The sequence below is a fragment of the Streptomyces sp. NBC_00086 genome, assembly GCF_026343255.1.
GTDB lineage: Bacteria > Actinomycetota > Actinomycetes > Streptomycetales > Streptomycetaceae > Streptomyces.
In genome coordinates, this window is sequence record NZ_JAPELZ010000001.1 from 6,159,983 (window position 1) to 6,186,975 (window position 26,993).

Annotated in this window: 22 protein-coding genes; 14 read left to right on the forward strand and 8 right to left on the reverse strand. The window is 71.9% G+C overall.

All coding sequences use genetic code 11. The features are described from left to right. Positions 1-94 precede the first annotated feature (94 nt). Positions 95-3,241 carry an isoleucine--tRNA ligase gene (gene ileS / locus OG276_RS27925; protein ID WP_266909445.1) on the reverse strand — a complete coding sequence of 1,049 codons (3,147 nt, stop codon included), beginning with the start codon at positions 3,239-3,241 and terminating at the stop codon, positions 95-97. 641 nt (positions 3,242-3,882) lie between these two features. On the opposite strand from ileS, the gene OG276_RS27930 reads away from it, so the two are divergent. The 6 genes from OG276_RS27930 (at position 3,883) to OG276_RS27955 (ending at position 9,723) form a co-directional block, all read left to right on the forward strand. Further along, positions 3,883-4,743 carry a TraR/DksA family transcriptional regulator gene (locus OG276_RS27930; protein WP_266909446.1) on the forward strand — a complete coding sequence of 287 codons (861 nt, stop codon included), beginning with the start codon at positions 3,883-3,885 and terminating at the stop codon, positions 4,741-4,743. A 219-nt stretch (positions 4,744-4,962) separates the two neighbouring features. Continuing rightward, the gene (gene lspA, locus OG276_RS27935; protein WP_266909447.1) at positions 4,963-5,526 is read left to right on the forward strand and encodes a signal peptidase II; all 564 of its coding nucleotides are present in this window, start codon (positions 4,963-4,965) and stop codon (positions 5,524-5,526) included. 87 nt (positions 5,527-5,613) lie between these two features. Next, positions 5,614-6,555, forward strand: a complete 942-nt coding sequence (locus OG276_RS27940) for an RluA family pseudouridine synthase (RefSeq protein WP_266909448.1) — start codon at positions 5,614-5,616, stop codon at positions 6,553-6,555. Next, positions 6,552-7,046: a GNAT family N-acetyltransferase gene (locus OG276_RS27945; RefSeq protein WP_266909450.1), complete on the forward strand. Its 495-nt coding sequence runs from the start codon at positions 6,552-6,554 to the stop codon at positions 7,044-7,046. The genes OG276_RS27940 and OG276_RS27945 overlap by 4 nt, the downstream gene beginning before the upstream one ends. A gap of 248 nt (positions 7,047-7,294) precedes the next feature. Then, a complete protein-coding gene (locus OG276_RS27950; RefSeq protein WP_266909451.1) occupies positions 7,295-8,887 on the forward strand; it encodes a Na+/H+ antiporter in 1,593 nt (530 codons plus the stop codon). Between the two features lie 137 nt (positions 8,888-9,024). Further along, positions 9,025-9,723 (forward strand): DUF4328 domain-containing protein, encoded by a 699-nt coding sequence (locus OG276_RS27955; protein WP_266909452.1) that lies wholly within the window; start codon positions 9,025-9,027, stop codon positions 9,721-9,723. Positions 9,724-9,763: 40 nt separating this feature from the next. Here the strand turns inward: OG276_RS27955 and OG276_RS27960 are convergent, their stop codons facing one another. Beyond that, positions 9,764-10,816 (reverse strand): SDR family NAD(P)-dependent oxidoreductase, encoded by a 1,053-nt coding sequence (locus tag OG276_RS27960; protein ID WP_266909453.1) that lies wholly within the window; start codon positions 10,814-10,816, stop codon positions 9,764-9,766. Next, on the reverse strand, positions 10,813-12,027 hold the full coding sequence (locus OG276_RS27965) for a glycosyltransferase (protein ID WP_266909454.1): 1,215 nt from the start codon (positions 12,025-12,027) through the stop codon (positions 10,813-10,815). Before OG276_RS27965 ends, OG276_RS27960 begins: the two co-directional genes overlap by 4 nt. 73 nt (positions 12,028-12,100) lie before the next feature. On the opposite strand from OG276_RS27965, the gene OG276_RS27970 reads away from it, so the two are divergent. Next, positions 12,101-12,787 carry a response regulator transcription factor gene (locus OG276_RS27970; protein WP_266909455.1) on the forward strand — a complete coding sequence of 229 codons (687 nt, stop codon included), beginning with the start codon at positions 12,101-12,103 and terminating at the stop codon, positions 12,785-12,787. Next, positions 12,784-14,211, forward strand: a complete 1,428-nt coding sequence (locus OG276_RS27975; protein WP_266909456.1) for a cell wall metabolism sensor histidine kinase WalK — start codon at positions 12,784-12,786, stop codon at positions 14,209-14,211. Before OG276_RS27970 ends, OG276_RS27975 begins: the two co-directional genes overlap by 4 nt. 82 nt (positions 14,212-14,293) lie before the next feature. Here the strand turns inward: OG276_RS27975 and OG276_RS27980 are convergent, their stop codons facing one another. Further along, positions 14,294-15,124 carry a PIG-L family deacetylase gene (locus OG276_RS27980; RefSeq protein ID WP_266909457.1) on the reverse strand — a complete coding sequence of 277 codons (831 nt, stop codon included), beginning with the start codon at positions 15,122-15,124 and terminating at the stop codon, positions 14,294-14,296. 238 nt (positions 15,125-15,362) lie between these two features. Then, positions 15,363-16,355, reverse strand: coding sequence for a ScbA/BarX family gamma-butyrolactone biosynthesis protein (locus OG276_RS27985; protein WP_266909458.1), 993 nt, complete (start codon positions 16,353-16,355; stop codon positions 15,363-15,365). Positions 16,356-16,738: 383 nt separating this feature from the next. On the opposite strand from OG276_RS27985, the gene OG276_RS27990 reads away from it, so the two are divergent. The 4 genes from OG276_RS27990 to OG276_RS28005 all read left to right on the forward strand — a co-directional run bounded on the left by OG276_RS27990 (position 16,739) and on the right by OG276_RS28005 (position 20,264). Beyond that, positions 16,739-17,434: an HAD family phosphatase gene (locus OG276_RS27990; RefSeq protein ID WP_266909459.1), complete on the forward strand. Its 696-nt coding sequence runs from the start codon at positions 16,739-16,741 to the stop codon at positions 17,432-17,434. Positions 17,435-17,509: 75 nt separating this feature from the next. After that, the gene (locus OG276_RS27995; RefSeq protein ID WP_266909460.1) at positions 17,510-18,277 is read left to right on the forward strand and encodes a glucose 1-dehydrogenase; all 768 of its coding nucleotides are present in this window, start codon (positions 17,510-17,512) and stop codon (positions 18,275-18,277) included. 142 nt (positions 18,278-18,419) lie between these two features. Continuing rightward, a complete protein-coding gene (locus OG276_RS28000) occupies positions 18,420-19,205 on the forward strand; it encodes a ScbR family autoregulator-binding transcription factor (protein ID WP_266909461.1) in 786 nt (261 codons plus the stop codon). Positions 19,206-19,484: 279 nt separating this feature from the next. Continuing rightward, on the forward strand, positions 19,485-20,264 hold the full coding sequence (locus OG276_RS28005; RefSeq protein ID WP_266909462.1) for an AfsR/SARP family transcriptional regulator: 780 nt from the start codon (positions 19,485-19,487) through the stop codon (positions 20,262-20,264). 216 nt (positions 20,265-20,480) lie between these two features. Here OG276_RS28005 and OG276_RS28010 read toward each other — a convergent pair whose 3' ends face one another. Continuing rightward, a complete protein-coding gene (locus OG276_RS28010; protein WP_266909463.1) occupies positions 20,481-20,822 on the reverse strand; it encodes a helix-turn-helix transcriptional regulator in 342 nt (113 codons plus the stop codon). A 202-nt stretch (positions 20,823-21,024) separates the two neighbouring features. On the opposite strand from OG276_RS28010, the gene OG276_RS28015 reads away from it, so the two are divergent. After that, positions 21,025-22,521 carry an MFS transporter gene (locus tag OG276_RS28015; protein WP_266909464.1) on the forward strand — a complete coding sequence of 499 codons (1,497 nt, stop codon included), beginning with the start codon at positions 21,025-21,027 and terminating at the stop codon, positions 22,519-22,521. A 134-nt stretch (positions 22,522-22,655) separates the two neighbouring features. Beyond that, positions 22,656-24,158: an FAD-dependent monooxygenase gene (locus OG276_RS28020; protein WP_266909465.1), complete on the forward strand. Its 1,503-nt coding sequence runs from the start codon at positions 22,656-22,658 to the stop codon at positions 24,156-24,158. A gap of 106 nt (positions 24,159-24,264) precedes the next feature. Here the strand turns inward: OG276_RS28020 and OG276_RS28025 are convergent, their stop codons facing one another. Then, positions 24,265-25,962: an FAD-binding oxidoreductase gene (locus tag OG276_RS28025; RefSeq protein WP_266909466.1), complete on the reverse strand. Its 1,698-nt coding sequence runs from the start codon at positions 25,960-25,962 to the stop codon at positions 24,265-24,267. A 54-nt stretch (positions 25,963-26,016) separates the two neighbouring features. Then, on the reverse strand, positions 26,017-26,988 hold the full coding sequence (locus OG276_RS28030) for an amidohydrolase family protein (protein ID WP_266909467.1): 972 nt from the start codon (positions 26,986-26,988) through the stop codon (positions 26,017-26,019). Positions 26,989-26,993: the final 5 nt, after the last annotated feature.

Below are 26,993 nucleotides of genomic sequence, written 5' to 3' on the forward strand. Positions count from 1 at the left end.
CAGCGCCCGGGGAACGGCGGAAGGGCGGGTAGGGGAAACGCGAAACGGCCCGCACCCCCCGGGGAAGGGGGCACGGGCCGCTTCGGGCCGGGGGCTACGCCTTGCGGAGGCGGAAGGTGAGGCCCAGGGGCTCGTCCGTGAACGGGTCGCCGTACGTGGCGTCCGCCTCGCCGGAGGCGTAGTCCGTGGCCAGGACCTCGTCGGCGATCAGCGAAGCGTGGTCGGTCAGCGCTGCCACCAGCTCGGGGTCCGACGAGGACCAGCGCAGGGCGATGCGGTCCGCGACGTCGAGGCCGGAGTTCTTCCGGGCCTCCTGGATCAGGCGGATCGCGTCACGGGCCAGGCCCGCCAGACGCAGCTCCGGGGTGATCTCCAGGTCCAGGGCGACCGTCGCGCCGGAGTCGGACGCCACCGACCAGCCCTCGCGCGGGGTCTCCGTGATGATGACCTCCTCGGGGGTGAGGGCGACGGGCTCGCCGTTCACCTCCACCGAGGCCTCACCGGAACGCAGGGCCAGGGACAGCGCCGCCGCGTCGGCCGCGGCGACCGCCTTCGCCACGTCCTGCACGCCCTTGCCGAAGCGCTTGCCCAGCGCGCGGAAGTTCGCCTTGGCCGTGGTGTCGACCAGGGACCCGCCGACCTCCGAGAGGGAGGCCAGCGAGGAGACGTTCAGCTCCTCCGTGATCTGCGAGTGCAGCTCGGGGGAGAGGGTCTCGAAGCCCGATACGGCGACCAGCGCACGGGACAGCGGCTGGCGGGTCTTCACGCCCGACTCGGCGCGCGTCGCGCGGCCCAGCTCCACGAGGCGGCGTACCAGCTGCATCTGCTGGGACAGCGCCGGGTCGATGGCCGAGGCGTCCGGGACCGGCCACGTGGTCAGGTGCACCGACTCCGGGGCGTCCGGGGTGACCGGGACGATCATGTCCTGCCAGACCCGCTCCGTGATGAAGGGGGTGAGTGGGGCGAGGAGGCGGGTGACCGTCTCCACGACCTCGTGCAGGGTGCGCAGCGCGGCCGCGTCGCCCTGCCAGAAGCGGCGCCGCGAGCGGCGGACGTACCAGTTGGAGAGGTCGTCCACGAAGGAGGAGAGCAGCTTGCCGGCGCGCTGGGTGTCGTAGGACTCCATCGCCTCCGTGACCTCGGTGGTGAGGGTGTGCAGCTCCGAGAGCAGCCAGCGGTCCAGGACCGTGCGGTCCGCGGGCGCCGGGTCGGAGGCCGAGGGGGCCCAGTTCGACGTGCGTGCGTACAGGGCCTGGAAGGCGACCGTGTTCCAGTACGTGAGGAGCGTCTTGCGGACGACCTCCTGGATCGTGCCGTGGCCGACGCGGCGCGCCGCCCACGGAGAGCCGCCGGCCGCCATGAACCAGCGGACGGCGTCCGCGCCGTGCGTGTCCATCAGCTGGATCGGTTCGAGGGTGTTGCCCAGGTGCTTGGACATCTTGCGGCCGTCCTCGGCGAGGATGTGGCCCAGGCAGACCACGTTCTCGTAGGAGGACTTGTCGAAGACGAGGGTGCCGACCGCCATCAGGGTGTAGAACCACCCGCGGGTCTGGTCGATGGCCTCCGAGATGAACTGCGCCGGGTAGCGCTTCTCGAAGATCTCCTTGTTCTTGTGCGGGTAGCCCCACTGCGCGAACGGCATCGAACCCGAGTCGTACCAGGCGTCGATGACCTCCGGCACGCGCACCGAGGTGCGGGTGCAGCCCTCGGCCGTGCAGGGGAAGGTGACCTCGTCGATGTACGGGCGGTGCGGGTCCAGGTTCGACTGGTCCGTGCCCGTCAGGTCGCTCAGCTCGGCCAGGGAGCCCACGCAGGTGAGGTGGTTGTCCTCGCAGCGCCAGATGGGCAGCGGGGTGCCCCAGTAGCGGTTGCGGGACAGCGCCCAGTCGATGTTGTTGTTCAGCCAGTCGCCGAAGCGGCCCTGCTTGACGGAGTCCGGGAACCAGTTGGTCTTCTCGTTCTCCCGCAGCATCGCGTCCTTGACGGCGGTGGTGCGGACGTACCAGGACGGCTGCGCGTAGTAGAGCAGGGCGGTGTGGCAGCGCCAGCAGTGCGGGTAGCTGTGCTCGTAGGCGATGTGCTTGAAGAGCAGGCCGCGCGCGTCGAGGTCGGCGGTCAGCTTCTCGTCGGCCTTCTTGAAGAAGACGCCGCCGACGAGCGGGACCTCCTCCTCGAAGGTGCCGTCGGGGCGGACCGGGTTCACGACGGGCAGGCCGTACGCGCGGCAGACCGCGAGGTCGTCGGCGCCGAAGGCGGGGGACTGGTGGACCAGACCGGTGCCGTCCTCGGTCGTGACGTACTCGGCGTTCACGACGTAGTGGGCGGGGGCGGGGAACTCGACCAGGTCGAAGGGGCGCTGGTACGTCCAGCGCTCCATCTCCTTGCCCGTGAAGGACTCGCCGGTGGCCTCCCAGCCCTCGCCGAGGGACTTCTCCAGCAGCGGCTGGGCGACGACGAGCTTCTCTTCGCCGTTGGTCGCCACGACGTAGGTGACGTCGGGGTGCGCGGCCACCGCGGTGTTGGAGACCAGGGTCCAGGGGGTGGTCGTCCAGACGACCAGCGCCGCCTCGCCCGCGAGGGGGCCGGAGGTCAGCGGGAAGCGGACGTAGACCGAGGGGTCGACGACCGTCTCGTAGCCCTGGGCCAGCTCGTGGTCCGAGAGGCCGGTGCCGCAGCGGGGGCACCAGGGCGCGACGCGGTGGTCCTGGGTGAGCAGGCCCTTGTTGAAGATCTCCTTCAGCGACCACCACACGGACTCGACGTACTCGGGGTCCATGGTGCGGTAGGCGTCGTCGAGGTCGACCCAGTAGCCCATCCGGTTGGTGAGCTCGGTGAACGCATCGGTGTGGCGGGTCACCGACTCGCGGCACTTGGCGTTGAACTCGGCGATGCCGTACGCCTCGATGTCCTTCTTGCCGTTGAAGCCCAGTTCCTTCTCGACGGCGAGCTCGACGGGCAGGCCGTGGCAGTCCCAGCCGGCCTTGCGGGCCACGTGGTAGCCGCGCATGGTGCGGAAGCGGGGGAAGACGTCCTTGAAGACGCGGGCCTCGATGTGGTGCGCGCCGGGCATGCCGTTCGCGGTGGGCGGGCCCTCGTAGAAGACCCACTCGGGGCGTCCCTCGGACTGCTCCAGGGTCTTGGCGAAGGTCTTGCTCTCGCGCCAGAAGTCGAGGACGGCGTGCTCAAGGGCAGGCAGGTCGACCTGGGCGGGTACCGGGCGGTACTGCGGCGGTGTGGTCATGAGGCTGAACTCTTCCTCCGGCGGGGTGTCACTTCCGTCCGGAGGGACGAGAACCATGCCCTGAAGATCAGGGACTGCTCCCGCGGTACCACCCTCCTTGGCCTGCGGACCTGCGGTCCGTCGGCCCCCTCATTGGGGTGCGAAGCCGGTTCTACTCGCCCTACGGGAATCCCGGTGGGCTTTCTTCCGGCGGCTCCGGGGTGATCCTTCGCATCGCGCTCGCCCCCGGGCTCTCACCGTCCCCGGGTCGCTCCTGGCTGCGTCCGACGCTACTCGTCCCCATCCATGCTTCTCGCTGGGCCCAGTGTACGGGCCGGGGGGCGCGTCGGCAGACCGGTTTACGGGGCGTGGCGCGAGGGTCCGGGCGGGGCGCGGACCGGGGTCTGGACCCGGGCTCGGACCGGGGCTCGGACCGGGCTCCGACCCGGGCTCGGACCGGGATCGGATTGACCCGAATGGGCCGACGGGCCGCTCCGGGGTGCGGTGGGGTGGGTGGGGCGGATTACCGGGCTCCCCGCTGGGCACAACGGATGCAGGTTGACCTCGATGGACGCGTGCCCCGTTGCCGCGGGGCCGGAGCCGATTTATCGTTCCGGCACGATTCGCGAGCAATGATCACAGTATGTGAAGGGGCCGCGGCCATGGTGGCGAAGAAGACCGCCGGGAGTACTGCCAAGAAGGCTGTCGGGAAGGCTGCGGAGAAGCCGGCGCAGGAGCCGGTGACGGAGATGGTGTCGGCGGTGGCGGCTCCGGATCCGGAGGCCGGACCGGTGGAAGGGGCTGCCGCCGGGAAGAAGGCGGCGGCCGCGAAGAAGGCGGCCTCGAAGACGGCGGCGGCCGGGACGAAGGCCGCCGGCGCGAAGAAGGCGGCAGCCGGGAAGGCGCCCGCCGAGGAGACGGCCGCCGTCAGGAAGACGGCGGTCAAGAAGACCGCCGCGAAGAAGGCCACGGCCAAGACGGCCGGGGCCGAGGGGGCGGCGCAGGCCGCGCACGAGACGGGAGCCCGGAAAGTGGTTGCCAAGAAGAGCACCGGCACGGCCAGGAAGACGGCCACGGCCGCGACCAGCGGGCTGCCCAAGGCGCGGGGCACGGCGGGCCTGGCGCCCGGCGAGCTCGCCGTACGGCCCGGCGAGGACCCCTGGACCCCGGCGGAGGTCTCCGAGGCGCGGACCGAGCTGCAGAGCGAGGTGCTGCGGCTGCGCGCCGAGCTCCAGGCCTCCGACGCGGCCATCTCCGGGCTGATGCGGGACTCCGGCGACGGCGCGGGCGACGACCAGGCCGACACCGGGACCAAGAACATCACCCGGGAGTCCGAGCTCGCCCTCGCCGCGAACGCCAACTCGATGCTGGAGCAGACCGAGCGCGCGCTGGAACGGCTGGAGGCGGGCACGTACGGCCTCTGCGAGAACTGCGGCCAGCCCATCGGCAAGGCACGGATGCAGGCGTTCCCGCGGGCCACGCTGTGCGTGGACTGCAAGCAGAAGCAGGAGCGGCGGCACTGAGCGGGAGCCGGGCGGAGGCCGTGAGGGTGCCGTGAGGGCGCCTGGCGGGCGCCGCAGGGCCCCGGGCCGGTGCCGGTGGGCTCCGGTCGAGGTCCGGCCGGGGCGGCGGCCGAAGGGCGCCCTGACGTACTCTCGTGTCTCGTCAGGGTCCAGGCACCTGGCGGGTCGGCGGCGCGGTGCCGTCCAACAACCTGGTTCGAGCTAGTTCGAGGGACTCACGTGGCAGAGGCGGAGCGCATCATCGGTACGCCGGAGGTCGGGGACGACGGCACCCAGCCCGAATCCGCGGCGCCCAAGGGGCGGCGGCGGATCGTCGCGCTGCTCGTCGTGGCGCTTCTCGCCTATCTCGTCGACCTGGGCAGCAAGATGCTGGTCGTCGCGAAGCTGGAGCACCAGCCGTCGATCCAGGTCATCGGAGACCTGCTGAAGTTCGACGCGATCCGCAATCCCGGCGCGGCCTTCGGCTTCGGCGAGGCCTTCACGATCATCTTCACCTGCATCGCGGCCACCGTCATCGTGGTGATCGTGCGCCTCGCGCGGAAGCTGTACAGCCTGCCCTGGGCCATCGCGCTGGGCCTGCTGCTGGGCGGGGCGCTGGGCAATCTGACCGACCGGATCTTCCGCTCGCCGGGCGTCTTCCGCGGAGCGGTCGTCGACTTCATCGCACCCGCCCACTTCGCCGTCTTCAACCTCGCGGACTCGGCGATCGTGTGCGGCGGGATCCTGATCGTCCTGCTGTCCTTCAAGGGCCTGGACCCGGACGGCACCGTCCACAAGGACTGACCCGGCAAGCGGGCGGCGGGCTGATCGCGGGCTGATCGGGGGCTGATCGCGGGAATGGTCTTCTGTCGAGTCCTGCATACTCGACAGGTGAGTACGATTCCCGAGATCCGCACCCTGCCCGTACCCGATGGCCTAGAGGGCGAGCGCGTCGACGCCGCAATCGCCCGTATGTTCGGTTTTTCCCGGACGAAGGCGGCCGAACTCGCGGCTGCGGGAAAGGTGCTGGTCGACGGCAGTGTCGTCGGGAAGTCCGAGCGTGTGCACGGTGGCGCCTGGCTCGAAGTCGAGATGCCCGAGCCGCCGCGGAAGGTCGAGCTCGTCGCCGAACCCGTCCCCGGCATGGAGATCGTCCATGACGACGACGACATCGTCGTCATCATGAAGCCGGTCGGCGTCGCCGCCCACCCCAGCCCCGGCTGGACCGGCACCACCGTCATCGGCGGCCTCGCCGCCGCCGGCTACCGCATCTCCACCTCCGGCGCCTCCGAGCGCCAGGGCATCGTGCACCGGCTCGACGTCGGCACCTCCGGCCTGATGGCCGTCGCGAAGTCGGAGCGCGCGTACACCTCGCTGAAGAACCAGTTCCGCGAGCGGATCGTCGACAAGCGCTACCACGCGCTGGTGCAGGGCCACCCGGACCCGATGAGCGGCACGATCGACGCGCCGATCGGGCGGCACCCCACCGCCGACTACAAGTGGGCCGTGACCCAGGAGGGCAAGCCCTCCGTCACCCACTACGACCTGATCGAGGCCTTCCGCGCCGCCTCCCTGCTGGACATCAAGCTGGAGACCGGGCGCACGCACCAGATCCGCGTGCACATGGCCGCGCACAAGCACCCCTGCGTCGGCGACCTGACGTACGGCGCCGACCCGACCGTCGCGAAGCGCCTCGGGCTCACGCGGCAGTGGCTGCACGCGGTGCGGCTCGGGTTCGAGCACCCGTCGGACGGGCAGTGGGTCGAGTTCGCGAGCACGTACCCGGCGGACCTGCAGAACGCGCTGGACGTGATCCGCAAGGAGAGCGAGTGACCGGCGGCGCCGGCGGTGCCGGCGCTGTCGGCGCTGTCGTCGTGCGGGTCGTCGACAACGAAGCGGACCTGAAGGCCTGCTTCGCGGTGCGGACCGAGGTCTTCGTGGTCGAGCAGTCGGTGCCGGAGTCGATCGAGTACGACGCGTACGACGAGATCGCGCTGCACGTGCTGGCCGAGGGGCCGGACGGGGTGCCGCTGGGCACCGGCCGGCTGCTGTACGGGCCGCGGGCCCTGGGCAAGACGGGCTCCGCGGAGGTCGGCTCGCTCGGGCGGCTGGCCGTCTCCAAGGCCGCGCGCGGGCTCGGGGTCGGGGTCGCGCTGGTGCGGGCGATCGAGACGGAGGCGGGTCGGCTGGGGCTGTCCGCCGTCGATCTGGGTGCCCAGACCCATGCGATGGGGTTCTACGAGCGGCTCGGGTACGAGGCCTACGGGCCGGAGTTCGAGGACGCGGGTATTCCGCACCGGTCGATGAGGCGCGCCCTGCCGTAGCCCGGGCAGGGGTGCAAGCGGCCCTGCGGGGCCGTCCCCTGCCCGCCCTTCCGCCGTTCCCCGGGCTCCGCCCAGACCCGCGCCTCCAACGCCGGCGGGGCTGAAAGACCCCCCGGGGCTCCGCCCCGGACCCCGGTCCTCAAACGCCGGACGGCTGAAAACACAAGCGGCGGTGCGGCCGGATCGGCTGCGCCCGACACGCACCCCGGTCCGCCTCGCCGGGCGCAGTGGGCTGGCAGGGTGTGGGAGTGGATCAGCTCCTGCTGTTGTTCGTGTTGTTGCTCGGGGCCGTGGTGACGGTGCCGCTCGGGGACCGGCTGGGGTTGCCCGCGCCGGTGCTGATGACGCTCGGCGGGGTGGTGCTCGCCCTGGTGCCCGTCGTGCCCAATGTCGACATCCCGCCCGAGTTCATCCTGCCGCTGGTGCTGCCCCCGCTGCTGTACGCCTCCGTGCAGCGGACCTCCTGGCGGCAGTTCGCCGCCAATGTGCGGCCCATCCTGCTGCTGGCCGTCGCCCTTGTCTTCGTGACCACCGCGGCCGTCGCCTTCACCGCGCACGCCCTGGTGCCGGGGCTCTCGATCGCCGCGGCCGTCGCGCTCGGCGCGCTCGTCGCCCCGCCCGACCCCGTCGCCGCCACCGCCGTGGCCGGATCGCTCGGGCTGCCCCGGCGCATGGTGTCGATCCTGGAGGGCGAGGGGCTCTTCAACGACGTCACCGCCATCGTGCTCTACCACGTGGCCATCGCCGCCGCCGTCAGCGGCACCTTCTCGTGGCCCGAGGCGCTCGGCGAGTTCGTGCTGTCGGCCGTCGTGGCCGTCGCCGTGGGGCTCGGGCTCGGCTGGGCCGCCAACCGGCTCATGGGGCGGCTCGGCGATGCCACGCTCCAGATCGGGCTGACGCTGCTGGTGCCGTTCGTGGCGTACGTACTGGCGGAGGAGTTCCGGGGCTCCGGGGTGCTGGCCGTGCTGACCACGGCGCTGTTCCTCGCCGAATACGCGACCGACGCCGACGACGTGCTGGGCCGGCTCGCCGGGCACACGTTCTGGGAGGTCGTCGACATGCTGGTCACCGGTGTCGCCTTCGGGCTGATCGGGCTGGAGCTGCACCACGTGTTCGGGGCGGCGAGCGGTCGCGCCTGGGAGATGGCCGGGTGGGCGGCGGTTGTGGTCGGGGTGGTGGTCGGCGTACGGCTGGTGTGGCTGCTGCCGGCCGGCTGGCTCGCGAAACGGCTTCACTCGCGGCGCGACTACGAGGAGGAGATCCCGCTGAGCTGGCGGGAGTCCGTGGTGATGTGGTGGGCGGGCATGCGGGGAGTGGCCTCCGTGGCGCTGGCGCTCGCCCTTCCCTTCGAGACGGACGCGGGGGATCCCTTCCCGGCCCGGCAGGAGATCGTCTTCATCGCCTTCGCCGTGATCATGACCACCCTGGTGCTCCAGGGGCTGACCCTGCCGTGGCTGGTCCGCCGGCTCGGCGTGGAGGCCGACTCGGACGCGGAGGCGGAGATCGCCCGGGCGCTGGCGATCCGCGCCGCCAAGGCCGCGAAGCGGCGGCTCAAGGAGATCGAGGAGGTGGAGGACCTGCCCGAGGACCTGGTGGAGGTGCTCTACCGCAGGGCGTACGACGTGGGCGCCAGGATCAGCCCCGACATGGTCGACGAGGAGCGGCGGGAGGCGTACGCGAAGCGGGTGGAGCGGATCCGCGACGTGCAGCGCATCCAGCGGGAGATGATGTCCGCCGCCCGGCACGAGGTGCTGGCCGCGCGCAGCGAACCCGGAGCCGACCCGGAGATCGTCGACCGGGTGCTGAGGCACTTGGACGTGCGCAGTCTGCGCAGTCCGTAGCCGTGGATTTCCTCGTTCGCCCGCGCAATGGGAAGGCGTAGACGCTGGGCTCGGGCATGGCTTATCTTCGGTCGGCTCGGGCCGCCCGAAGGGTGGCCCCTTTACGTGTCATACGTTCCCGTGGGGGGTACTTCGTCATGTCCCAGTTGTCCGCGACGCCACTGCCGCAGTCTGTCGGGGGGCTCCGTTCCCCGGAGGGCCTGGCGAGGGCGCTGACCGTGCTGCTGTCCCTCGAAGCCGGTGTCGGGCTCCTGTCGGCCGGGTCCGGCTTCTACGCCCGGCAGCTGATGGAAGACCTGATCGCCGATCCCGGGAGCGTCGCCGAGGACCGCCTCGACCAGGTCGACAACTTCCAGATGGTGCTCGCGTCCGGGTGGAATCTCCTCGGGCTGGCGCTGGGCGTGGTCTTCCTCGTGTGGTTCCACCGGGTCCGCCTCAACGGCCAGGTGTTCCGCCCCGACGGCTTCAGTCAGAGCGCCGGCTGGGCCATCGGCGGCTGGTTCGTCCCGATCGCGAACTTCGTGCTCCCGTACCGGGTGGCGCTGGAGACCTGGGAGGCCAGCGTCCAGAACGCGCCCGACGGCTCCTTCCGCCGGATCTCGTCTTCCCCGGTGACCGCCTGGTGGGTGCTGTACTCCTTCAGCTGGGTGCTCGGGATCTACCTCCGGCTTCAGGACCAGCCGGAGAGCGCCGAGGAGTTCAGCGAATACTTCGCCCTCGGCGCGGCGGCGGACCTGACCACCGTGGCGGCCGCCGTGCTCGCCGTCCTCTTCGTGCGCAAGCTGACCGCGCTGCAGGGGGTCAGGGCCGCTCACGGGCCGAACGCCGCCGCCTGACCCGGCGGCCGGACGTGGTTCCGGCCGCCGGGGCCCCGCCTCAGACCTGGTAGCGGTCCGGGGCGAAGAGGTGGAGGTGGGCGGCTATCCACTCCGAGGTGCGGGTCAGACCCTCCTGGAGGGAGACCTCGGGCTTCCAGCCGGCCCAGTCGCGGGCCCGGGAGTTGTCCGACAGCAGGCGCTGGACCTCGCTGCCCGGGGGACGCAGCCGGGCCGGGTCGACGACGACCTCCGCGTCCCGGCCCGATGCCGTGATCAGGGCCCGGGCCAGGTCGCCGACGGAGATCTCCTCGCCGGTGCCGAGGTTGACCACCTCGCCCAGGGCCCGGTCGCACTCCGCGACCGCGAGGAAGCCGGCCGCGGTGTCGGTCACGTAGGTGAAGTCCCGGGTCGGGGTCAGGGAGCCCAGGCGGATCTCCCGGGCGCCCGAGTGGAGCTGGGCCAGGATGGTGGGGATGACCGCGCGGGCGGACTGGCGCGGGCCGTAGGTGTTGAAGGGCCGGACCACCGTCACCGGCAGCTCGAACGCGTGGTGGAAGGAGAGCGCCATCATGTCGGCGCCGATCTTCGAAGCGGAGTACGGGGACTGCGGCTGGAGCGGGTGGCTCTCGGAGATCGGGGCCGTCAGGGCCGTCCCGTAGACCTCGCTGGTGGAGGTGTGGACGAGGCGGCGCACGCCGTGGCGGCGGCAGGCCTCGGCCATGTTCTCCGTACCGGTGACGTTGGTCTGGACGTACGCGCCGGGCGAGGCGTAGCTGTACGGGATCCCGATCAGCGCCGCCAGGTGGAAGACCGTGTCGCAGCCGGCCACCGCGTCGCTGACCCGGCCCGCGTCGCGGACGTCGCCGGCCCACATCTCCACCGGGCCGCCCGGGTCGGCCAGGTACCGGGCCAGGTGGCCCTTCTCGGCGTACGGCTTGTAGTGCACGAAGGCGCGCACCTTCGCGCCGCGCGCCACCAGCAGGTCGACGAGGGTGGAGCCGATGAAGCCCTCGGCGCCCGTGACGAGGACGGTGCGGCCGGTCCAGTCTGCGGGGGTGCGCGCCGGGGTCAGCGTGAGCGTGGGGGTGGGGGTGGGGGTGTGCGTGGTCATACGAGCTCCAGGGGAGTGGGGGAGAAGGAGGGGAAGCCGGCGACCCGCAGGACCTGCGAGGCCAGCAGGTCGGCGGCCCGTGCGTGCGGGCCGGGGTCGGCCGCCCCGGCCATCGCCGCCAGCCGCGCCGGGTCGGCCAGCAGTGGGGCGAGCAGCTCCGCGAGGCGGCCGGCCGTGGCCTCGGCGTCCGCCAGCAGCAGGCCGGCGCCCGCGTCGGACAGCACCCGGGCGTTGTGGGTCTGGTGGTCGCCCGGGGCGTACGGGTAGGGGACCAGCACCGCGGGGACGCCGGTCGCCGCGAGCTCCGCCACCGTCGCCGAGCCCGCCCGGCACACCACCAGGTCGGCGGCCGCGTAGACCAGGTCCATCCGGTCCAGGTAGGGCACGGCGCGTGCGATCCGATGCCCGCCCGAGGCGGCCAGCCCGGCCACGGTGTCCGCGAGCGTCGCCGGCCCCGTCTTGATCAGCAGCTGCACGTCCTCCCGGTCCTGCCAGGCGGCCGCCAGCCCGGCCGCCGCCGCGGTCAGGCGCACGGCGCCCAGGCTGCCGCCGTTGAACACCACCAGGCGCCGCGCGTCCGGCACCCCGAGCTCCCGCCGGGCCCCGGCGCGCAGCACCGCCCGCTCGGGGCGGGTCAGCCGGGCGAGGTGCGACAGCTCGGCGGAGATGGGCATTCCGGTGGTCAGGGCCCGGGCCCCGCCCGCCAGGTGCTCCCGGCTGCGGTCGAAGGCCACCGCCATGTGCGGGGTGAGGCGGGCCGCGAACTGGTTGGCCCGGCCCGGTACCGCGTTGGACTCGTGGATGACCGCCGGCAGCCCGGCCAGCCGGGCCCCGAGCACGGCGGGCGCGCTCGGATAGCCGCCCATGCCGACGGCCACCTGCGCTCCCTGGGCCCGGATCACGGCCCGTGCCTGCCCGGCCGAGCGCATCAGCGCTGCCGGGAGGAGGAAGCGCTTGGCGCCCAGCGCCGGGTCGAAGGGGATCATGTCCACGGTGTGCAGCCGGTAGCCGGCGGCCGGGATCAGCTCGGTCTCCAGGCCGCGTTCGGTGCCGATGAACGAGACCACGGCGTCCGGGACGGCGGCGCGCAGCGCCTGGGCCAGGGCGAGGCCGGGATAGATGTGGCCGCCGGTGCCACCCGCGCCGATCACGACGGACAGCGGCCGGTACGGGGACCGGGGCGAGGCGGAACGTGAGGGGGAGGAGGTCATGGACGCAAGCCTTCCGGTGCGCCCTAAGAAGGTTCTAAGAGGTTCTCCCGGAGCATTTGGGAGGCTTTGCCGCATGCAGCGGATTCTGGTGGTGGACGACGAGCCCGAGGTGCGGGCCGCCGTCGAGGACGGCCTCGCCGTCGAGGGGTACGAGGTGCGCGGCGCGGCCGACGGGCTGGCCGCGCTCTCCGAGGTGGCGCTCTGGCAGCCGGACGCGGTGGTCCTCGACGTGATGATGCCGGTGCTGGACGGGCTCGCCGTGTGCCGGCAACTGCGCGCGGTGGGCGACCGTACGCCCGTCCTCGTCCTCACGGCCCTGGACGCGGTGAGCGACCGGGTCGACGGGCTGGAGGCGGGCGCCGACGACTACCTGGTCAAACCGTTCGCGCTCGACGAGCTCGTGGCCCGGGTGCGGGCCCTGCTGCGGCGTGCCGCCCCCGACGAGCAGGCCGGGGGAGCGCCCGTGCTCGCGTACGGGGACCTCGTCCTCGAACCCGCCACCCGCACCGGGCGGCGCGGCGAGCGGCCGCTGGAGTTCAGCCGCACCGAGTCGGCGCTGCTCGAACTGCTCCTGCGCCACCCCGGGCAGGTGCTGCCGCGCGAGCTGATCCTGGAACTGGTGTGGGGCCGCGACTTCGGGCCGGACTCCAACTCCCTGGCCGTCTACGTCGGCTACCTGCGCCGGAAGCTGGAGGCCGGCGGTGAGCCCCGGCTGGTGCACACCGTGCACGGGGTCGGCTACCGGCTGGACGCCGCGTGAGCCGGCGGGGGCTCGGAGCGCGGTGGCGGCGCAGGCGGCCGCTGCGGACCCGGCTGGCGCTCGCCGTCACGGCGGCGGTGGCCTTCGTCGCGCTCGGCGTGTGCACCGCCGCCTTCCTGGAGGGGCGGGCCGCGCTCTACCAGCAGCTCGACCTGAGCCTCACCCAGGCCGCCCGGCTCGCCGCGAAGCAGTACGGCGACTCCCCGCCCGGGACCGCCGCCTGGGACTGCCGGTACCTGGCCGCGCCCGCCTGCGTCCAGATCGTCCCGGCCGAGGCGCGCAAGGACCCGGCCGGCGGGGAGGGTGCGTACCGGATGCCCGTGGCCCCGGCCACCCGGCTGGTGGCCTTGCGGGAGCGGGCCCCCTTCTACACGGACATCGTCGTCGAGGGGCATCCCGCGCGGATGCTCACCACCGACTTCCTCAAGGGCCGGGCCCTCCAGGTCGCCGTGCGCTCCGACTCGGTGGAGACCGGCATCGACCGGGCCGCCCGCCGGCTCGCCGTCACCGCCGCCGCCGGGGTGTTGCTGGCCGCGCTGCTCGGTTACTGGGTCGCGCGGACGGGTCTGGCTCCGGTCACCCGGCTCACCGCCACCGCCGAGCGGATCGCCGCCACCCGGGACCCGAGGCACCGGATCGAACTGCCGCCTCCGGGGCGCGGCCGCGAGGACGAGGTCACCCGGCTCGCCGGGAGCTTCAACACCATGCTGGGGGAACTGGAGCAGTCCGTCACCGCGCAGCGCAGGCTCGTCGCGGACGCCTCGCACGAGCTGCGGACCCCGCTGACCGCACTGCGGACGAACGCGGAGCTGCTGGCGCGGGGGGACCGGCTGACGGCGGAGCAGCGGGAGCGGGCCTCGCTGGCGCTCGGGCGGCAGTTGCGGGAGGTGACGGGGCTGGTCAACGACCTGATCGAGCTGGCCCGCGACGAGGAGCCGCAGCTGCTGGTGGAGCAGGTGCGGCTGGCTCCGCTGGTGGAGTACTGCGCGGGGGCCGCGCGGGCGCACTGGCCGGGGGTGGCCTTCCGGGTGCGGGCGCCGTCCCCGTCCCGGGAGGAGGGGGAGGTGGTGGAGGTGGTGGTCCCCGGGGTGCCGGCGCGGCTCAGCCGGCTGCTGGGGAACCTGCTGGACAACGCGGCGAAGTTCAGCCCGGCGGGGGCGGAGGTGGAGGTGGCGCTGGCCGTTCGGGGGGACGGCCGCGCGGAGCTGACCGTACGGGATCACGGGCCGGGGATCGCGGAGGCGGATCTGCCGTACGTCTTCGACCGGTTCTACCGGGCGGGGGCGGCGCGGGCGCTGCCCGGGTCGGGGCTCGGGCTGGCGATGGCCCGGCAGATCGCCCGGGCCCACGAGGCGGAGCTGGTGGCCGAGGCCGCCCCGGGCGGGGGCGCGCTGTTCCGGCTGACGTTCGCGGCCCCGGGGTAGGCCGCCTCCTTCGGATCCTGCCCTGCCCTGCCCGCTGCCCTGCCCCTCCTCGGGGCCCTCACCGCGCCCGGGCGGGAAGGGGTCAGCGCAGGCCGGCGAAGAGGTCGTTCTCGGGTACGGCCGCGCCGGTGGAGTCCTTGACGCGGACGAAGGTCTCCGTGCCCATCAGCTCGCCGAACCTCTCCTTGCCCATCTTGAGGAAGAAGATGCTCTCGCCCTGGCTGGCGTGCGCGGCCAGCGCGTCGTACTTCTGACCGCTGAAGGCCAGGGTGTCCACCCAGGTGGTGATCTCGTCGTCGGGGAGGCCGATCTCGGCCAGCGCGGCGGTCTCGGCGGGATCCGGCTCCGGCATGTCCTCGAACTCCTGCATGATCTCGCCGAACTGCCGCACCGCGGAGCGGGGCATCGCCGTCCAGTACACCTTCGGCGTCAGCGAGGTCATCTCCAGCGCCGCCATCGTGATCCGGTGGGCCTGGATGTGGTCGGGGTGGCCGTAGAAGCCGTTCTCGTCATAGGTGACGACCACGTCGGGTCGGTAGTGCCGCATGAGCTCCGCGAGCCGGGCGGCGCCCTCCTCCACGGGGGTCTGCCAGAAGGATCCGGGGGCGTCGTTGCTCGGCCAGCCCATCATTCCGGAATCGGCGTAGTCCAGCGTCTCCAGGTCGCTGACCTTCAGGACGCCGCAGCTCGCGTCGAGCTCTCGACGGCGCATGGCGGCGACGGCCGCCGGATCGTGCCCGGGGCCGCCCGGCTTCGTGCCCCCCGGTCCGTCACCGCAGCGGCCGTCGGTACAGGTCACGAGAACCGTGCGGATGCCTTCCGCCGCGTACCGCGCGAGGACCCCGCCGGTTCCGGTGGCCTCGTCGTCGGGGTGGGCGTGCACTGCCATGAGCGTCAAGGGCCGGTCAGCCATGAAAAGAGTCCTCCTGCGGACGTACGTCTTGGTCCGGGTGCGCGGCGGACGTGCCGCGGTCCCGGGGCCCGGATCCCGGTGGGGCGGACGACCTCGCGGTGTCCGTGTTCCCCGCCCGTGCGGCGCCGGTCCCTCGGTCCGTACAACCGCGGCGGCCGTACCGGGTGTTCCCGGTACGGCCGCCCGGTGTCCGCAGGAGGGGCCGTGGCGGCCGTCAGTACGGCCGCCACGGCACCCGTCAGTACGGCGGCGGAACGGATCCGACCGGCTCGGTGACGACGACGGCCTCGAAGACCCGCTCGCCGTCCTGGAAGCCCGTGACCCGGACCGACCGGGCCGCGGTGCCGCCCAGTTCCGCCGAGACGGGTTCCGCGTGGATCCACAGCGGGGTGCCGAACTCGGCGTAGCGCTGGTAGGTGCTCATGACGGAGACCGGCATGACGCCGGCTTCGGCGTCGATGGTCACGGCCTGGCGGGCGGCCTCCAGGAGGACCATGCCGGGCACGTGGTCGCCGACGTGGTCGAAGAGCACGGGGTGACGGATGTCGTAGCGCAGTTCCCAGACCCCCGGGGCGGAGGACGCGGAGAGGACGACGTCGAAGGGGGAGAACCGGCCCACCTCGGCGGGCGCGACCGGGGCGGACCCGAGCACCGATTCCGGCTCGGTGGCCAGCTGCTTGGCGCGCAGCCGCTCGTAGACGGCAGGAGAGGTGACGGTGTAGCCGACGCGCCCGGTGGCCACGACCCGCTCATCCTGACGGATCACCACCTCGTAGGTGAGCGCCGTGAGCCGGCTGCCCCGACGGCGTATCTCGGGGCAGGTGACGATGAGGTCGAGGTCCGCGGGGGCCCCGCCTATGACGAGTTGCTCGGGGACGGTGGAGTACTCCAGCGACCAGAGCAGGAACTGGTGTCCGATCGGTACCTCGAAGGCCTGGTGGGCCAGGTACGCGCCGACCTGCCGGATGGTCTCGGCGATCAGCATCGGGTCGTAGTGGGTGCCCGCCACGGGGGTGAAGAAGCTGTGGCCGCGGGGCCATTGGGCCTTGATGTGGAAGCGGTCATCGGCGATGCGGCACATGCCGGTCAGGAAGACCTCGGCGACTGCCGCCCGGTGGACGAGTGCCCTCGGAACCGTGGCGGCCAGCTTGTTGTCCGTCTGGGCGTGACACGCGCAGTGCTCGGCCGGAGTAGACGTGGTGAAGTCCGTCGGTTCCAGGGTCGTGATCATGAAGTCCCTCATCGTGGACGAGTACAGCAAACCTCTACGGGGGTCAGAGTACGTACTTCCGAGTTTGATTATGGGATCGATCTTGACCGAAGCGCACCCCCGCGTCCGTGCAGAGTGACGCAAGGCACAGGACAAATTGCCGCCGGGGTGGATGAGTTGCGGTGAATGCTCGCCATCACACCATTTTGTGGCGTGAGTTATCGGGCATGATCGAGATCATCCGGCCTGGCGAGAATCAACTGACGTCCGGTATCTTTCCCGGTGCAGAGCAACGCGGATACTGCTGGGTATTTTTCGGGGGGCTACCGAGTGCACTCGCGTCGCGGCTGATTCGGAGTCCAGAAAACGTCTGCGCCGGCCCTCCCCCGCGTGATCGGAGCGCCATGCGCCCCCTGCAGCACCTGCGGCTCGCCGCCCTGAACATCGACGGTGTCCTGCTCAACGACACCTTCAGCCCGGTCATTCACGGGTTCATCACCCGCCGGGGCGGAACCTACGACGGCGAGGTGGAGCGCTCGATCTTTTCCCAGCCCAGGGCGGTCGCGGCGCCGGCCCTGGCCAGGGCCGCCGGGGTCGACTGGCCCCCGGAGCGCGTGCTGGAGGCGTACTTCGAGGAGCGGGCCGCCTATCTGGCCGAGCACCCGCTGCACGTGATGGACGGGGTCGAGGAACTCCTGCTGCGGCTCCGGGGCCTCGGGCTGCAGACCGTTTGCTACGGCGGCCTCGACAAGGAGCACTTCGACCGCTACCTGGGGCACGTCGCGCACCTCTTCGACGGCCCCGGTTACATCAGCACGGACACCTTCCGCCCGGGCATCCACGAGATCACGGTCGACTGGTTCGGCCTCGACCACTCCCAGGCGCTGTTCGTGGACGACGTGGCACGTGTGGCCGCGGCTGCCCTTGACCTGGGTGTTCCCTTCATCGGGCACCCCAGTACCTTCGAACACGGCTTCCAGGGGCACCAGATGCGCCAGGCCGGGGTGCGGAACCTGGTCGGCTCGCTCGGCGAGATCGACGAGGAACTCCTGCGTGCGGTGGACGCGCGGGCCGGTGCGGGCACCAGCCGCGCGGCCTGAAGCCGAAGCGGCCGCCGTACCCACCGGTGCGGAGCGGCACACCGAGTGCGAAGGCGTGAAATGAAGGGAACGGACATGCAGGGGAACGGTCTACTGGAGGGCAAGGTCGCGCTGATCACCGGCGCGAGCAGCGGCATCGGCGCCGCGGCCGCCCGGGTGTTCGCGCGGGAGGGCGCGCGGGTGGTGCTCGCCGCCCGGCGCGAGCAGCGGATCAAGGAGCTCTCCGAGGAGCTGCGGTCGCAGGGCGCGCAGGCGGCGTACGTGGTGACGGACGTGACCCGGCGCGGCGACGCGGAGGCCGCCGTCGCCCGTGCGGTCGAGGAGTTCGGCCGGCTGGACTGCGCCTTCAACAACGCCGGCTGGGGCGTGGGGCGCACGCCGCTGCACGAGATGGGCGACGAGCTGTACGACGAGATCATGGAAGTCAACGTGCGCGGGGTGTGGAACTGCCTGCGCCCGGAGATCGCCGCGATGCTGGAGACCGGCGGCGGGGCGATCGTCAACAACAGCAGCGTGGGCGGGCTGCTCGCCACCCCGGTGGCGGCCCCGTACGTCGCGGCCAAACACGCGGTCATCGGGCTGACCAAGGCGGCCGCGGCCGAGTACGGGGCCCAGGGCATCCGGGTGAACGCGGTGGCGCCCGGCACCACCCGCACCGAGGTGGTCGAGCAGTGGTTCGCGGCCGTGCCCGGCATCGAGGCCCAGCTGCACGCGGGGACGCCGCAGCCGCGTACCGCGGAGCCCGCGGAGATCGCCGAGGCCGCCGCCTGGCTGTGCAGCGCGAGGTCCTCTTTCGTCACGGGTGTGACGATGCCGGTGGACGGCGGGTTCTCCATGGTGTGAAACTGCCCTTGGTAAGAACGTACCCGAGGGCATGTAAAGCACCGGTGTACGAGGGATGGCGGGGGAGATAAGACTCATCCGCTGATTGCCCCGGAAATGGGGGCGCAGTGGCATGACGCACCGGGCGGAGAGGTCGCATCACATGAGGACAGAACGACCGCAGGTCAAGCAGGACCGGGCGGTGCGCACCCGCCGGGCGATCCTGGAGGCGGCCGCCGTGGTGTTCGAAGAGCGAGGCTATGAATCGGCCAAGCTCTCGGACATCGTCAACATCGCCAAGGTGACCAAGGGTGCGCTCTACTTCCACTTCGACTCGAAGGAACACCTCGCCCAGGCGGTGATCGACGCCCAGGTGGCCTCGGCCCCGACCGCGATGCCCCAGGCATTCAAGGTGCAGGAGTTCGTCGACACCGGCATGATCTTCTCGCACCGGTTGCGGCACGACGTCCTGATGCGGGCGAGCGCGCGGCTCACGCTGGACCAGACCGGCCTGAGCCTCGACCGGGCCTCTCCTTACGAGGCGTGGATAGAGCTTCACCTCTCCTTGATGACGGAGGCCAAGGCCCGCGGCGAGCTGTTGACGACCGTGGACCCCATCGTGCCGGCGCGGCTGATCGTGGGGTCCTACGCGGGGCTCAACATGATGTCCCACATGCTCGGCATGGACATGGACGAGCAGGTTTCGGCCCTCTACACCCATGTCATGCCGAACCTGGTGGTGCCGTCCCTGGCGATCCGGCTGGACACGGCCCCGGGCCGGGGTGCGAGGGCGCTGTACGGACCGCAGGGGACGCACCCGTGTGATTACGGCTGCGCCTCGGGCGTGCCCCGGCCGCCGGTGGCGGTCACCGAGGACGAGCCGTGGACCTCGTCGGCCCGGGCGGCCGGTGTGCACGAGGAGATCCGCGCGGGTGGGGCACGCGCCTGACGGTGCCGTAGCCGTAGCCGTAGCCGTAGCCGTAGCCGTAGCCGTAGCCGTAGCCGTAGCCGTAGCCGTAGCCGGCGCCGGCGCTGACGGATGTGCGGATGCCCGGACGGGCCCGGAAAGGGTCATTGGTCCGGTGCATCCGCATGTGCGCGTCCGCGCGTGCGGGAGTCTCGATCCGTGTGTTCTGCATACCGGCCAACCATCCCTTGCAAAAAATCCTTCTGGGTATTATTTTTCTGACGCCCAGCGTCGCTGTGTCTTGCCTCCAGGGAGGGAACCGTGGACATTGACGTACTCGGAGGGCTGCGCGTCACCGAGAACGGGGTTCCCATCGCGGCTGCCACCCCGCAGGCCCGCCACGTACTGGCGGTCCTCGCGGCCCATGCCGACCAGGTCGTACCCCTGTCGGTACTGGCCGACGAGCTGACCAGCTGCGCCCCGCCCGAGCACACCCGGGCCGTCGCCCACGCCGCCGTGCGCATGCTGCGCGAGCAGCTCGCGGGCGCCCTGCAGTCCGGTCCGGGCGCGGTACGGACTCCCGACACGGTGCTGTCGGCGGTGCCCGGCGGGTATCTTCTCGACACCGGTGGCGGTCGGTGCGACTTCCGCGAGTTCGAGCGCGAGGCGGGCGCCGGCTACCGGGCCATTTCCTGCGGAGACTTCGAGAAGGCGGCCCGCCGGCTGCGCGGCGCCCTGGACCTGTGGTCCGGACCGGCCTTCGCCGGGATCGACGCGGGCGCCTGGCTGGGCGAGCGCATCGCGGCCCTGGAGGAGACCCGGCACGCCGTTCTCGGCCAGTGGGTGGAAGCCGGACTGGCGCTGGGCCGCCACTGCGAGCTGGACGCCGAGCTCTCGGCCCTGCTCGTACGGCACAGTGGCCACGGACACCTCGACGAGCGGTACTTCGCCGCCCTGCGCCGTTCCGGGCGGCGCGTCGGACCGCAGCGCGGCCCTTCCCTCGCGGCGGAGCGGCGCTCGAACGGCGGACCCGCGACGGTGGTCTGGGCCGCCGGCCGCACCGCCCTGCTGGGCACCGCCCCGGCTCCCCGGGCGGCCTGACCGCCGCGTCCGCCGCGTCCGGCTCCGGGCCGTGTTCGGCCCCGGGCCGGTTCCGCGCGTCCGGCCCGGGGCCGGTTCGCCGCGTCCGGCCCCGGACCGTTTGAGCGCGTCGGCCCCGGGTCGTTTCAGCAGGTCGGGCCCCGGGTCCGCGATGTCTCCGGGCGTCCGGTCCGCGACGCCGTGGACCGGACGCCCGGACCGGACAGACGGTGAGGATCAGCCAGTGGTGCGGGCGCTGTCCGCGCGGGGGAGTGCGTCGACCGAGATCGCGCCGAGGACCGCGTCCAGCAGTCCGGGGAAGCGCACGTCGAGATCCTCGCGGCGCAGGGACAGGAGCAGCTCTCTGCCGGACGGGCGCTGCCAGATGAGGCCGCCCTCGCGCAGTACCCGCCAGTGGTGGGTGAGCGTGGATTTGGAGACGCCTTCGAGCAGGCTTCCGCACGGGTACTCGCCGCCGGCCGCCAGGGCGCGGACCACGGTGAGTCGCATGGGGTTGCCCAGCGCGGTGAACACGTTCTCCAGCTTGATCTGGTCCCTGGTCGGGTGGTTGACAGTCATGCCTTCAAAAGTAACTCGTATGTCCAAGGATGGTCGAACAGTTGCTGGTCAGTCCTTGTGCGCGAGCCTCCGGGGACCGTTCGCGACCTGACACACCCTCCGGGTCCGGTTGACAGGCACCTCGGAACCGTACGACTATCCGTGAACAGTAATTGTACGTACACAGTCGTACTGTTGAGTCCTGGAAAGGTCGCCACTCCCCATGTCTGCCACCCGTTCCGCCTCCCCGTCAGGCACGGGGACTCCCCGCCTCGGCTGGATTCTTGCTCTCCTGGCCTTCGCCCAGCTGATCATTTCCCTGGACTTCAACATCGTCTACGTGGCCCTGCCGGAGATCGGCGAGGAGCTGGGCTTCACCGACCAGTCGCTCCAGTGGGTGGTCAGTGCCTACGCGGTGCTCTTCGGCGGCTTCCTCCTGCTCGGCGGCCGCGCGGCGGACCTGCTCGGCAAGCGCAACATGTTCGCCCTCGCCCTCGGCCTGTACGCCGTGTCCTCGCTGGTCGGCGGCTTCGCGGGCAACCCGGAGACGATGATCGCGGTCCGCGCGGTGCAGGGTCTGGGTGGCGCTCTGCTCTTCCCGGCCACGCTGTCGCTGATCAACACCCTGTTCGCGGAGGGCAAGGAGCGCAACAAGGCGCTCGCGATCTGGGGCGGCGCCGGCGCCTCCGGCCTCACCCTCGGCTCGCTCCTCGGCGGCGTCCTCACCGGCGCCTTCGGCTGGGCCTCGGTCTTCTTCGTCAACGTTCCGCTGGCCGGAATCGTGCTGATCGCCGCCCTCGCCGTCATGCCGCGCGACACGAAGGCCACCGAACGCCGCAGCTTCGACCTGCCGGGCGCCATCACCGCCACGCTCGGTGTGACCCTGCTGGTCTACGTGCTGGTCCAGGGCCCCGAGAGCGGCTGGGCCTCCGCCGAGATCATCGTCAGCGCCGTCGTCGCCGTGGCCCTGCTCGCCCTCTTCGCCTTCATCGAGGCGAAGAGCAAGGACCCGCTGATGCCGCTGCGCCTCTTCGGCAACCGCAGCCTCGCGGTCGGCATGGCCGTCACCTTCATCTTCATGGGCACCTTCAGCTCCCTGCCGTACTTCCTGACCGTCCTCTTCCAGAGCGTGCACGGCTTCACCGCCCTGGAGACCGGTCTCGCCTTCCTCGTCCCCTCGCTCTCCATCGCCGCGGGCACCCAGATCGGTGAGCGGATGGCCACCCGCACCGCGACCCGGACGACCCTGGTCACCGGCCTCGTCGTCGGGGCGATCGGCACCGCCGTCCTCGCCTACTCGATCTCCGCCGACGCCGGCTACGCGAGCGTCGTCCCCGGCCTCGTCATCGCGGGCATCGGCCAGGGCATCACCTGGACCGGCATGTGGATCGCCGCCGCCTCCGGCGTGGCCCCGCACGAGCAGGGCATCGCCTCCGGCATGGCCTCCACCACCCAGCAGATCGGCGGCGCGGTCGGCCTCGCCATCCTGATCGCCATCGCCAACGCCCACATCGACGGCCTCGCCGGCGACGCGCTCAAGACCAGCATGGCGGACGGCACCCAGACCGCCGTCTACATCGCCGCCGCGGGCATCCTCCTCGGCGCGCTCATCTCGCTCGCCCTCCCCGGCAAGCCCGCGGCCGCCCCCCAGCCCCCCGTCCAGGGGACCCCGGACCAGCGGGGTGAGGAGCACACCGTCAGCTCCCCCGCCAAGGTGTGATCTCGTCACCACCGCTGGACGGAGGGGAAGCGGCGCACGACCTGCCCGCTTCCCCTCCGTCATGCCCAAGACGCCAAGACGCCCGCTGCGCCCACTTCACAGCACAGCACCACCCAGCAACCTGGAGGTCCCCCATGTCCCTGGACACCGACGTCGCCGTGGTCGGCGGTGGCCCGGTCGGCATGCTGCTCGCCGCCGAGCTCGCCCTGTACGGCGTACGCGCCACGGTCCTGGAACACCTGCCCGAGCCCACCGGGGAGTCCAAGGCCGGCACCTTGCACGCGCGCACCGCGCAGACACTGCACCGGCGCGGCCTGCTGGGCGCCGTACAGCCCGGAGCGCACAAGTCCCTGGGGCATTCCCGCGGGCCGGTGCCGTTCCACTTCGGCGGGATGTTCGAGCTCGACCTGTCGGCGGTCGTCCACGAGGGCCCCGCCATGGTCGGCAGCCCGCAGGCCTACGCCGAGCAGGTCTTCGCCCGGCGGGCCACCACGCTCGGCACCCGCGTCGAACGCGACAGCGAGGTGGTCGGCCTCGACCAGCACGAGGACCACGTCACGCTGACCGTCCGGAACGAGGCCGGGGCCGAGCGGACGCTGACGGCCGGCTGGGTCGTCGGATGCGACGGAGCGCGCAGCTCCGTACGCAAACTCAGCGGCATCGACTTCCTGGGCACCCCCGCGACGGTGGGCGCGCTGATGGGCGAGGTCGAGCTGCTCGACCCGTACGGCGCCCCGTCCGGCTGGCAGCGCAACTCCCGCGGCTGGACGCTGATCTGGCTCAACCCGTACGGCCGCAGCCGGGTCTCCACCTACGACTTCCGCGGGCCGCACGCGGACCGGAGCGCGCCCGTCACCCTCGACGAGATGCGGGACGAGGTCGAGCGCATCGCCGGGTACCCCGTGCCCATGGCCAACCCCCGCTGGCTGACCCGTTTCAGCGACGCGGCCCTCCAGGCCGAGCGCTACCGCACCGGACGGGTCCTGCTCGCCGGCGACGCCGCGCACGTCCACTTCCCGGCCGGCGGCCAGGGTCTGAACCTGGGACTCCAGGACGCGGTCAACCTGGGCTGGAAGCTCGCCGCGCAGGTGCAGGGCTGGGCCCCCGAGGCGCTGCTCGACACCTACCACGCGGAGCGCCACCCGGTCGCGGCCAAGGTGCTCTACAACGTCCGCGCCCAGGTCGCGCTGATGAACCCGGATCCGCGCACCGACGCGCTGCGCGAGCTCTTCACCGAGCTGATGCACATGCCCCAGGTCAACGAGTACCTCAGCGGGATGATCAGCGGCACCGCGGTGCGCTACGACATCGGCGACCCGGCCGACCCCATGGCCGGGCTGCTCGCCCCCGATCTCCCGCTCAAGACCGGCGACGCCCAGACGGGCCTGGCCGAGCAGCTGCACGGCGGGCGGCCACTGCTCCTCGACCTCGGCGGTCGCGGCGACCTGCTCGAAGCGGCCCGGCCCTGGGCCGACCGGGTCACCACGCTCTCCGCGGTGACCGACGTGCGCACCCCCGGCGCGCTCCTGGTCCGTCCCGACGGCTACACGGCGTGGAGCGCGGCCGGCGGCCCGGACGACGTGCGGGCCCTGACGGCGGCGCTGCGCGCCTGGTTCGGCGCACCGCTCCAGCGATGAGCCCCGGGAGCCGGCGGTGAACCGGAGAACGAGAGGGGCCCGCCCGGCACGCGATGTGCCGGGCGGGCCCGCCGTCGTGCCCCTCTTCCTGCGGGGGCCGGACGGACTACGGGAGCCGGACGGACTGCCCGTGGTTGAAGCGGTTCGCCGGGTCGTACTTGGCCTTGATCTGCTGCAGGCGCGGGTAGTTGGACCCGTAGTACAGCGTGTACCAGGGCACTCCCGACGTGTTGTGGGCCGGGTCGTTCAGGTCGATGTCGCAGTAGTTGATGTAGCAGCCGTCGGTGACGTCGTCGAGCACGGGGACGCCGCCGGTCGTCTTGTACGTCTCCTCGTACAGCTCGCGCAGCCAGGAGATGTTGACCGCGTCGTCGGCCGCGGACGGCCAGTAGCTCTGGAAGAGCAGCTTGAAGACCGAGTCCCGGTGCACGGTGGCCGTGGCGCCGGGGCTGACGCTGTTCACGTTGCCGCCGTAGGAGCTGAGCAGCACCATCGCGCCGGGGTTGTGCAGGTCGGTGCGGTTGAGGTGCTTCCAGAAGGCGGCGATCTGCGCGTCGGTCACGTTCTTCTTGTGGAAGGCCGACTTGTAGTCGCCGCGCAGCGTCGGGTCCACCAGGGTGCTGTTGGTGGTGCCGAGGTAGCGGGTGGCCTGCAGCCACCCCATGCGCTGCGGGGTGAAGTACTCCGGCATCGGGCCGTGCTCGCCCATGGCCTTGGTGACCGGACCGTGCGGGATGTCGACGCCCTCGGTGACCGCCGCGAGGAAGTCCTCCAGGAGCTGCTCCGCGCCCGGCACGGTGGCGTCCAGCTGGGTGAGCAGGCCTATCTCGCCATTGGACTTGTGGTTGAGCTTCAGGAAGCTCATCAGGCTTCCGTACTTGCCGCCGGGAGCCCCGTTGGCGACGTGCCAGGCGCCGAAGTTGCGGGTGAGGCGGGTGAAGGCCGCCTCGGTGACCTGGTCCCACTTCCAGGAGATGGCGCTGATGAACACCTCGGCCGGCGGCTTGACGAGCGACTGCTCCGGCGCCGTGCCCGTGGCCTTCGGCGACCGGAACCAGTAGCGGGTGATGACGCCGTAGTTGCCGCCGCCCGCTCCCGTGTGCGCCCACCACAGGTCGCGGTGGGGGTCGGTCGCCTCGCGGGTCGCGAGGACGGTGCGGGCGGTGCCCGCCGCGTCCACGGTGACGACCTCGACCGCGTAGAGGTGGTCGACGATCAGGCCGTGCTCGCGGGCGAGCATGCCCCAGCCGCCGCCGCTGACGTGGCCGCCGGCGCCCACGGAGTAGCACATGCCGCCGGGGACGGTCACGCCCCAGACCTTGAACAGCCGCTCGTAGACGTCCAGCAGGGTGGCGCCCGCCTCCACGGCGAAGGCCTTGTACGTGGAGTCCCAGTAGACGGAGGTCATCTCGGACATGTCGAGGACGATCTGGGTGTCCGCGTTGAAGACGAAGTCCTCGTAACAGTGGCCGCCACTGCGCACGGTGAGCTTCTTCTTGGCCCGGGCGGCCTCCTGGACGACCGCGAGGACCTGAGCGGTGGAGTCCACCACCCGCACGCTCTCGGGGCGGCCGGTCCAGCGCTGGTTCATGCCGCGCACGAGGTCCCGGTAGCGCGGGTCGGTCGGGGAGACCTTCGCCGCGGGGAACTCCGCGGCCGGTCCGGCCGCGGGGCCCGTCGCGGAGTCGGCGGCCCGTGCGGTGAGGGCGCCGCCCGCGGTGATCGCCGCGCTCGCGCCGACGACCGCCGCCGCGTTGCCCAGAAGCCGCCTGCGGCTCCACTGGCCGTTCGATACGTCTGTCATCGCTGTTGGCAAACCTTTCGTGGAATGTGCGTGGTGACGCGGTGTCCCGAGGCGTCAGGAGGCCTTTTCGATCCGCTCGGACAGGCGGGGCAGGAGGCTCAGCGCGTTGGTCCGGCCGATGGCCGCGCGCTCCTCGCCGGACCACCCCGGGAAGGCGCGGAAGCCCTCGGTGTTCTCCGTGGTGTGAGCGGCGGGCATGAAGGGGAAGTCGCTGCCGAACAGGATGTTCCCGGTGCCGGCGAGCTTGGTGAGCGCCGGAAGGGCGTACTCGGTGGCGGACATGGCGATGTCGTAGTGCAGGCGCCCGAGCGAACCGATGAGGTCCTCGGGCGCGCGGTCCTTGAGGTACGCGCCGATCGTCGGCCCGTACGTCATCCGCTGGGCCAGGAACGGCAGGGTGCCGCCCGCGTGGGACAGGATCAGCCGCAGACCGGGCAGCCGGTCGAGGGTCCGGTTGAACAGCAGGCTGGCGACCGTGCGGGTGGTCTCGAAGGTGAACTCGTAGAGCGACGGCGGCAGATCGAAGGTGGCGAGGTCCTTCGACGGCGGGGTCATCGGGTGCACGTGGACCGGCAGGCCGCGCTCGGTCAGCTCGGCGAGGAGCGGCTCGAACTCGGGGTCGCCGAGGTAGCGGCCCTCGTAGCTGGTGAGCAGTCCGACGCCGTCGAGCCCCAGCTCGTCGATGGCGTAGGCCAGTTCCTCCCGCGCCGCGGCCACGTCGGGCAGCGGCAGGACCGCGAAGGCACCGAAGCGGCCGGGGTGCAGACGGATCAGCTCGGCGAAGTACTCGTTGACCCGGCGGGCGAGCTTGCGGCTCTCGTCGCCTTCGAGGAAGGTCACGCCCGGAGCGGTGATGGACAGCACGGCCGCGTCGATGCCGTGCCGGTCCATGACCTCCAGGCTCTCCTCGGGCGTCCAGGTCGGGTAGTCCACGCCGGGGATGGCCGTCTTCCCGCCGAGCGCCTCGGCGTAGACGGGGGGAATCGCGTGGTGGTGAACGTCAATCAGTCCGTGCGGTCCGGGCATGGGGG

What these genes read in the sequence shown, in the direction of transcription:
- ileS (WP_266909445.1), bottom strand. Translation starts at nt 3,241, where the DNA reads ATGACCACACCGCCGCAGTACCGCCCGGTACCCGCCCAGGTCGACCTG.
- OG276_RS27930 (WP_266909446.1), top strand. Translation starts at nt 3,883, where the DNA reads ATGGTGGCGAAGAAGACCGCCGGGAGTACTGCCAAGAAGGCTGTCGGG.
- OG276_RS27955 (WP_266909452.1), top strand. Translation starts at nt 9,025, where the DNA reads ATGTCCCAGTTGTCCGCGACGCCACTGCCGCAGTCTGTCGGGGGGCTC.
- OG276_RS27960 (WP_266909453.1), bottom strand. Translation starts at nt 10,816, where the DNA reads ATGACCACGCACACCCCCACCCCCACCCCCACGCTCACGCTGACCCCG.
- OG276_RS27965 (WP_266909454.1), bottom strand. Translation starts at nt 12,027, where the DNA reads ATGACCTCCTCCCCCTCACGTTCCGCCTCGCCCCGGTCCCCGTACCGG.
- OG276_RS27970 (WP_266909455.1), top strand. Translation starts at nt 12,101, where the DNA reads ATGCAGCGGATTCTGGTGGTGGACGACGAGCCCGAGGTGCGGGCCGCC.
- OG276_RS27980 (WP_266909457.1), bottom strand. Translation starts at nt 15,124, where the DNA reads ATGGCTGACCGGCCCTTGACGCTCATGGCAGTGCACGCCCACCCCGAC.
- OG276_RS27985 (WP_266909458.1), bottom strand. Translation starts at nt 16,355, where the DNA reads ATGATCACGACCCTGGAACCGACGGACTTCACCACGTCTACTCCGGCC.
- OG276_RS27990 (WP_266909459.1), top strand. Translation starts at nt 16,739, where the DNA reads ATGCGCCCCCTGCAGCACCTGCGGCTCGCCGCCCTGAACATCGACGGT.
- OG276_RS27995 (WP_266909460.1), top strand. Translation starts at nt 17,510, where the DNA reads ATGCAGGGGAACGGTCTACTGGAGGGCAAGGTCGCGCTGATCACCGGC.
- OG276_RS28000 (WP_266909461.1), top strand. Translation starts at nt 18,420, where the DNA reads ATGAGGACAGAACGACCGCAGGTCAAGCAGGACCGGGCGGTGCGCACC.
- OG276_RS28010 (WP_266909463.1), bottom strand. Translation starts at nt 20,822, where the DNA reads ATGACTGTCAACCACCCGACCAGGGACCAGATCAAGCTGGAGAACGTG.
- OG276_RS28015 (WP_266909464.1), top strand. Translation starts at nt 21,025, where the DNA reads ATGTCTGCCACCCGTTCCGCCTCCCCGTCAGGCACGGGGACTCCCCGC.
- OG276_RS28020 (WP_266909465.1), top strand. Translation starts at nt 22,656, where the DNA reads ATGTCCCTGGACACCGACGTCGCCGTGGTCGGCGGTGGCCCGGTCGGC.
- OG276_RS28025 (WP_266909466.1), bottom strand. Translation starts at nt 25,962, where the DNA reads ATGACAGACGTATCGAACGGCCAGTGGAGCCGCAGGCGGCTTCTGGGC.
- OG276_RS28030 (WP_266909467.1), bottom strand. Translation starts at nt 26,988, where the DNA reads ATGCCCGGACCGCACGGACTGATTGACGTTCACCACCACGCGATTCCC.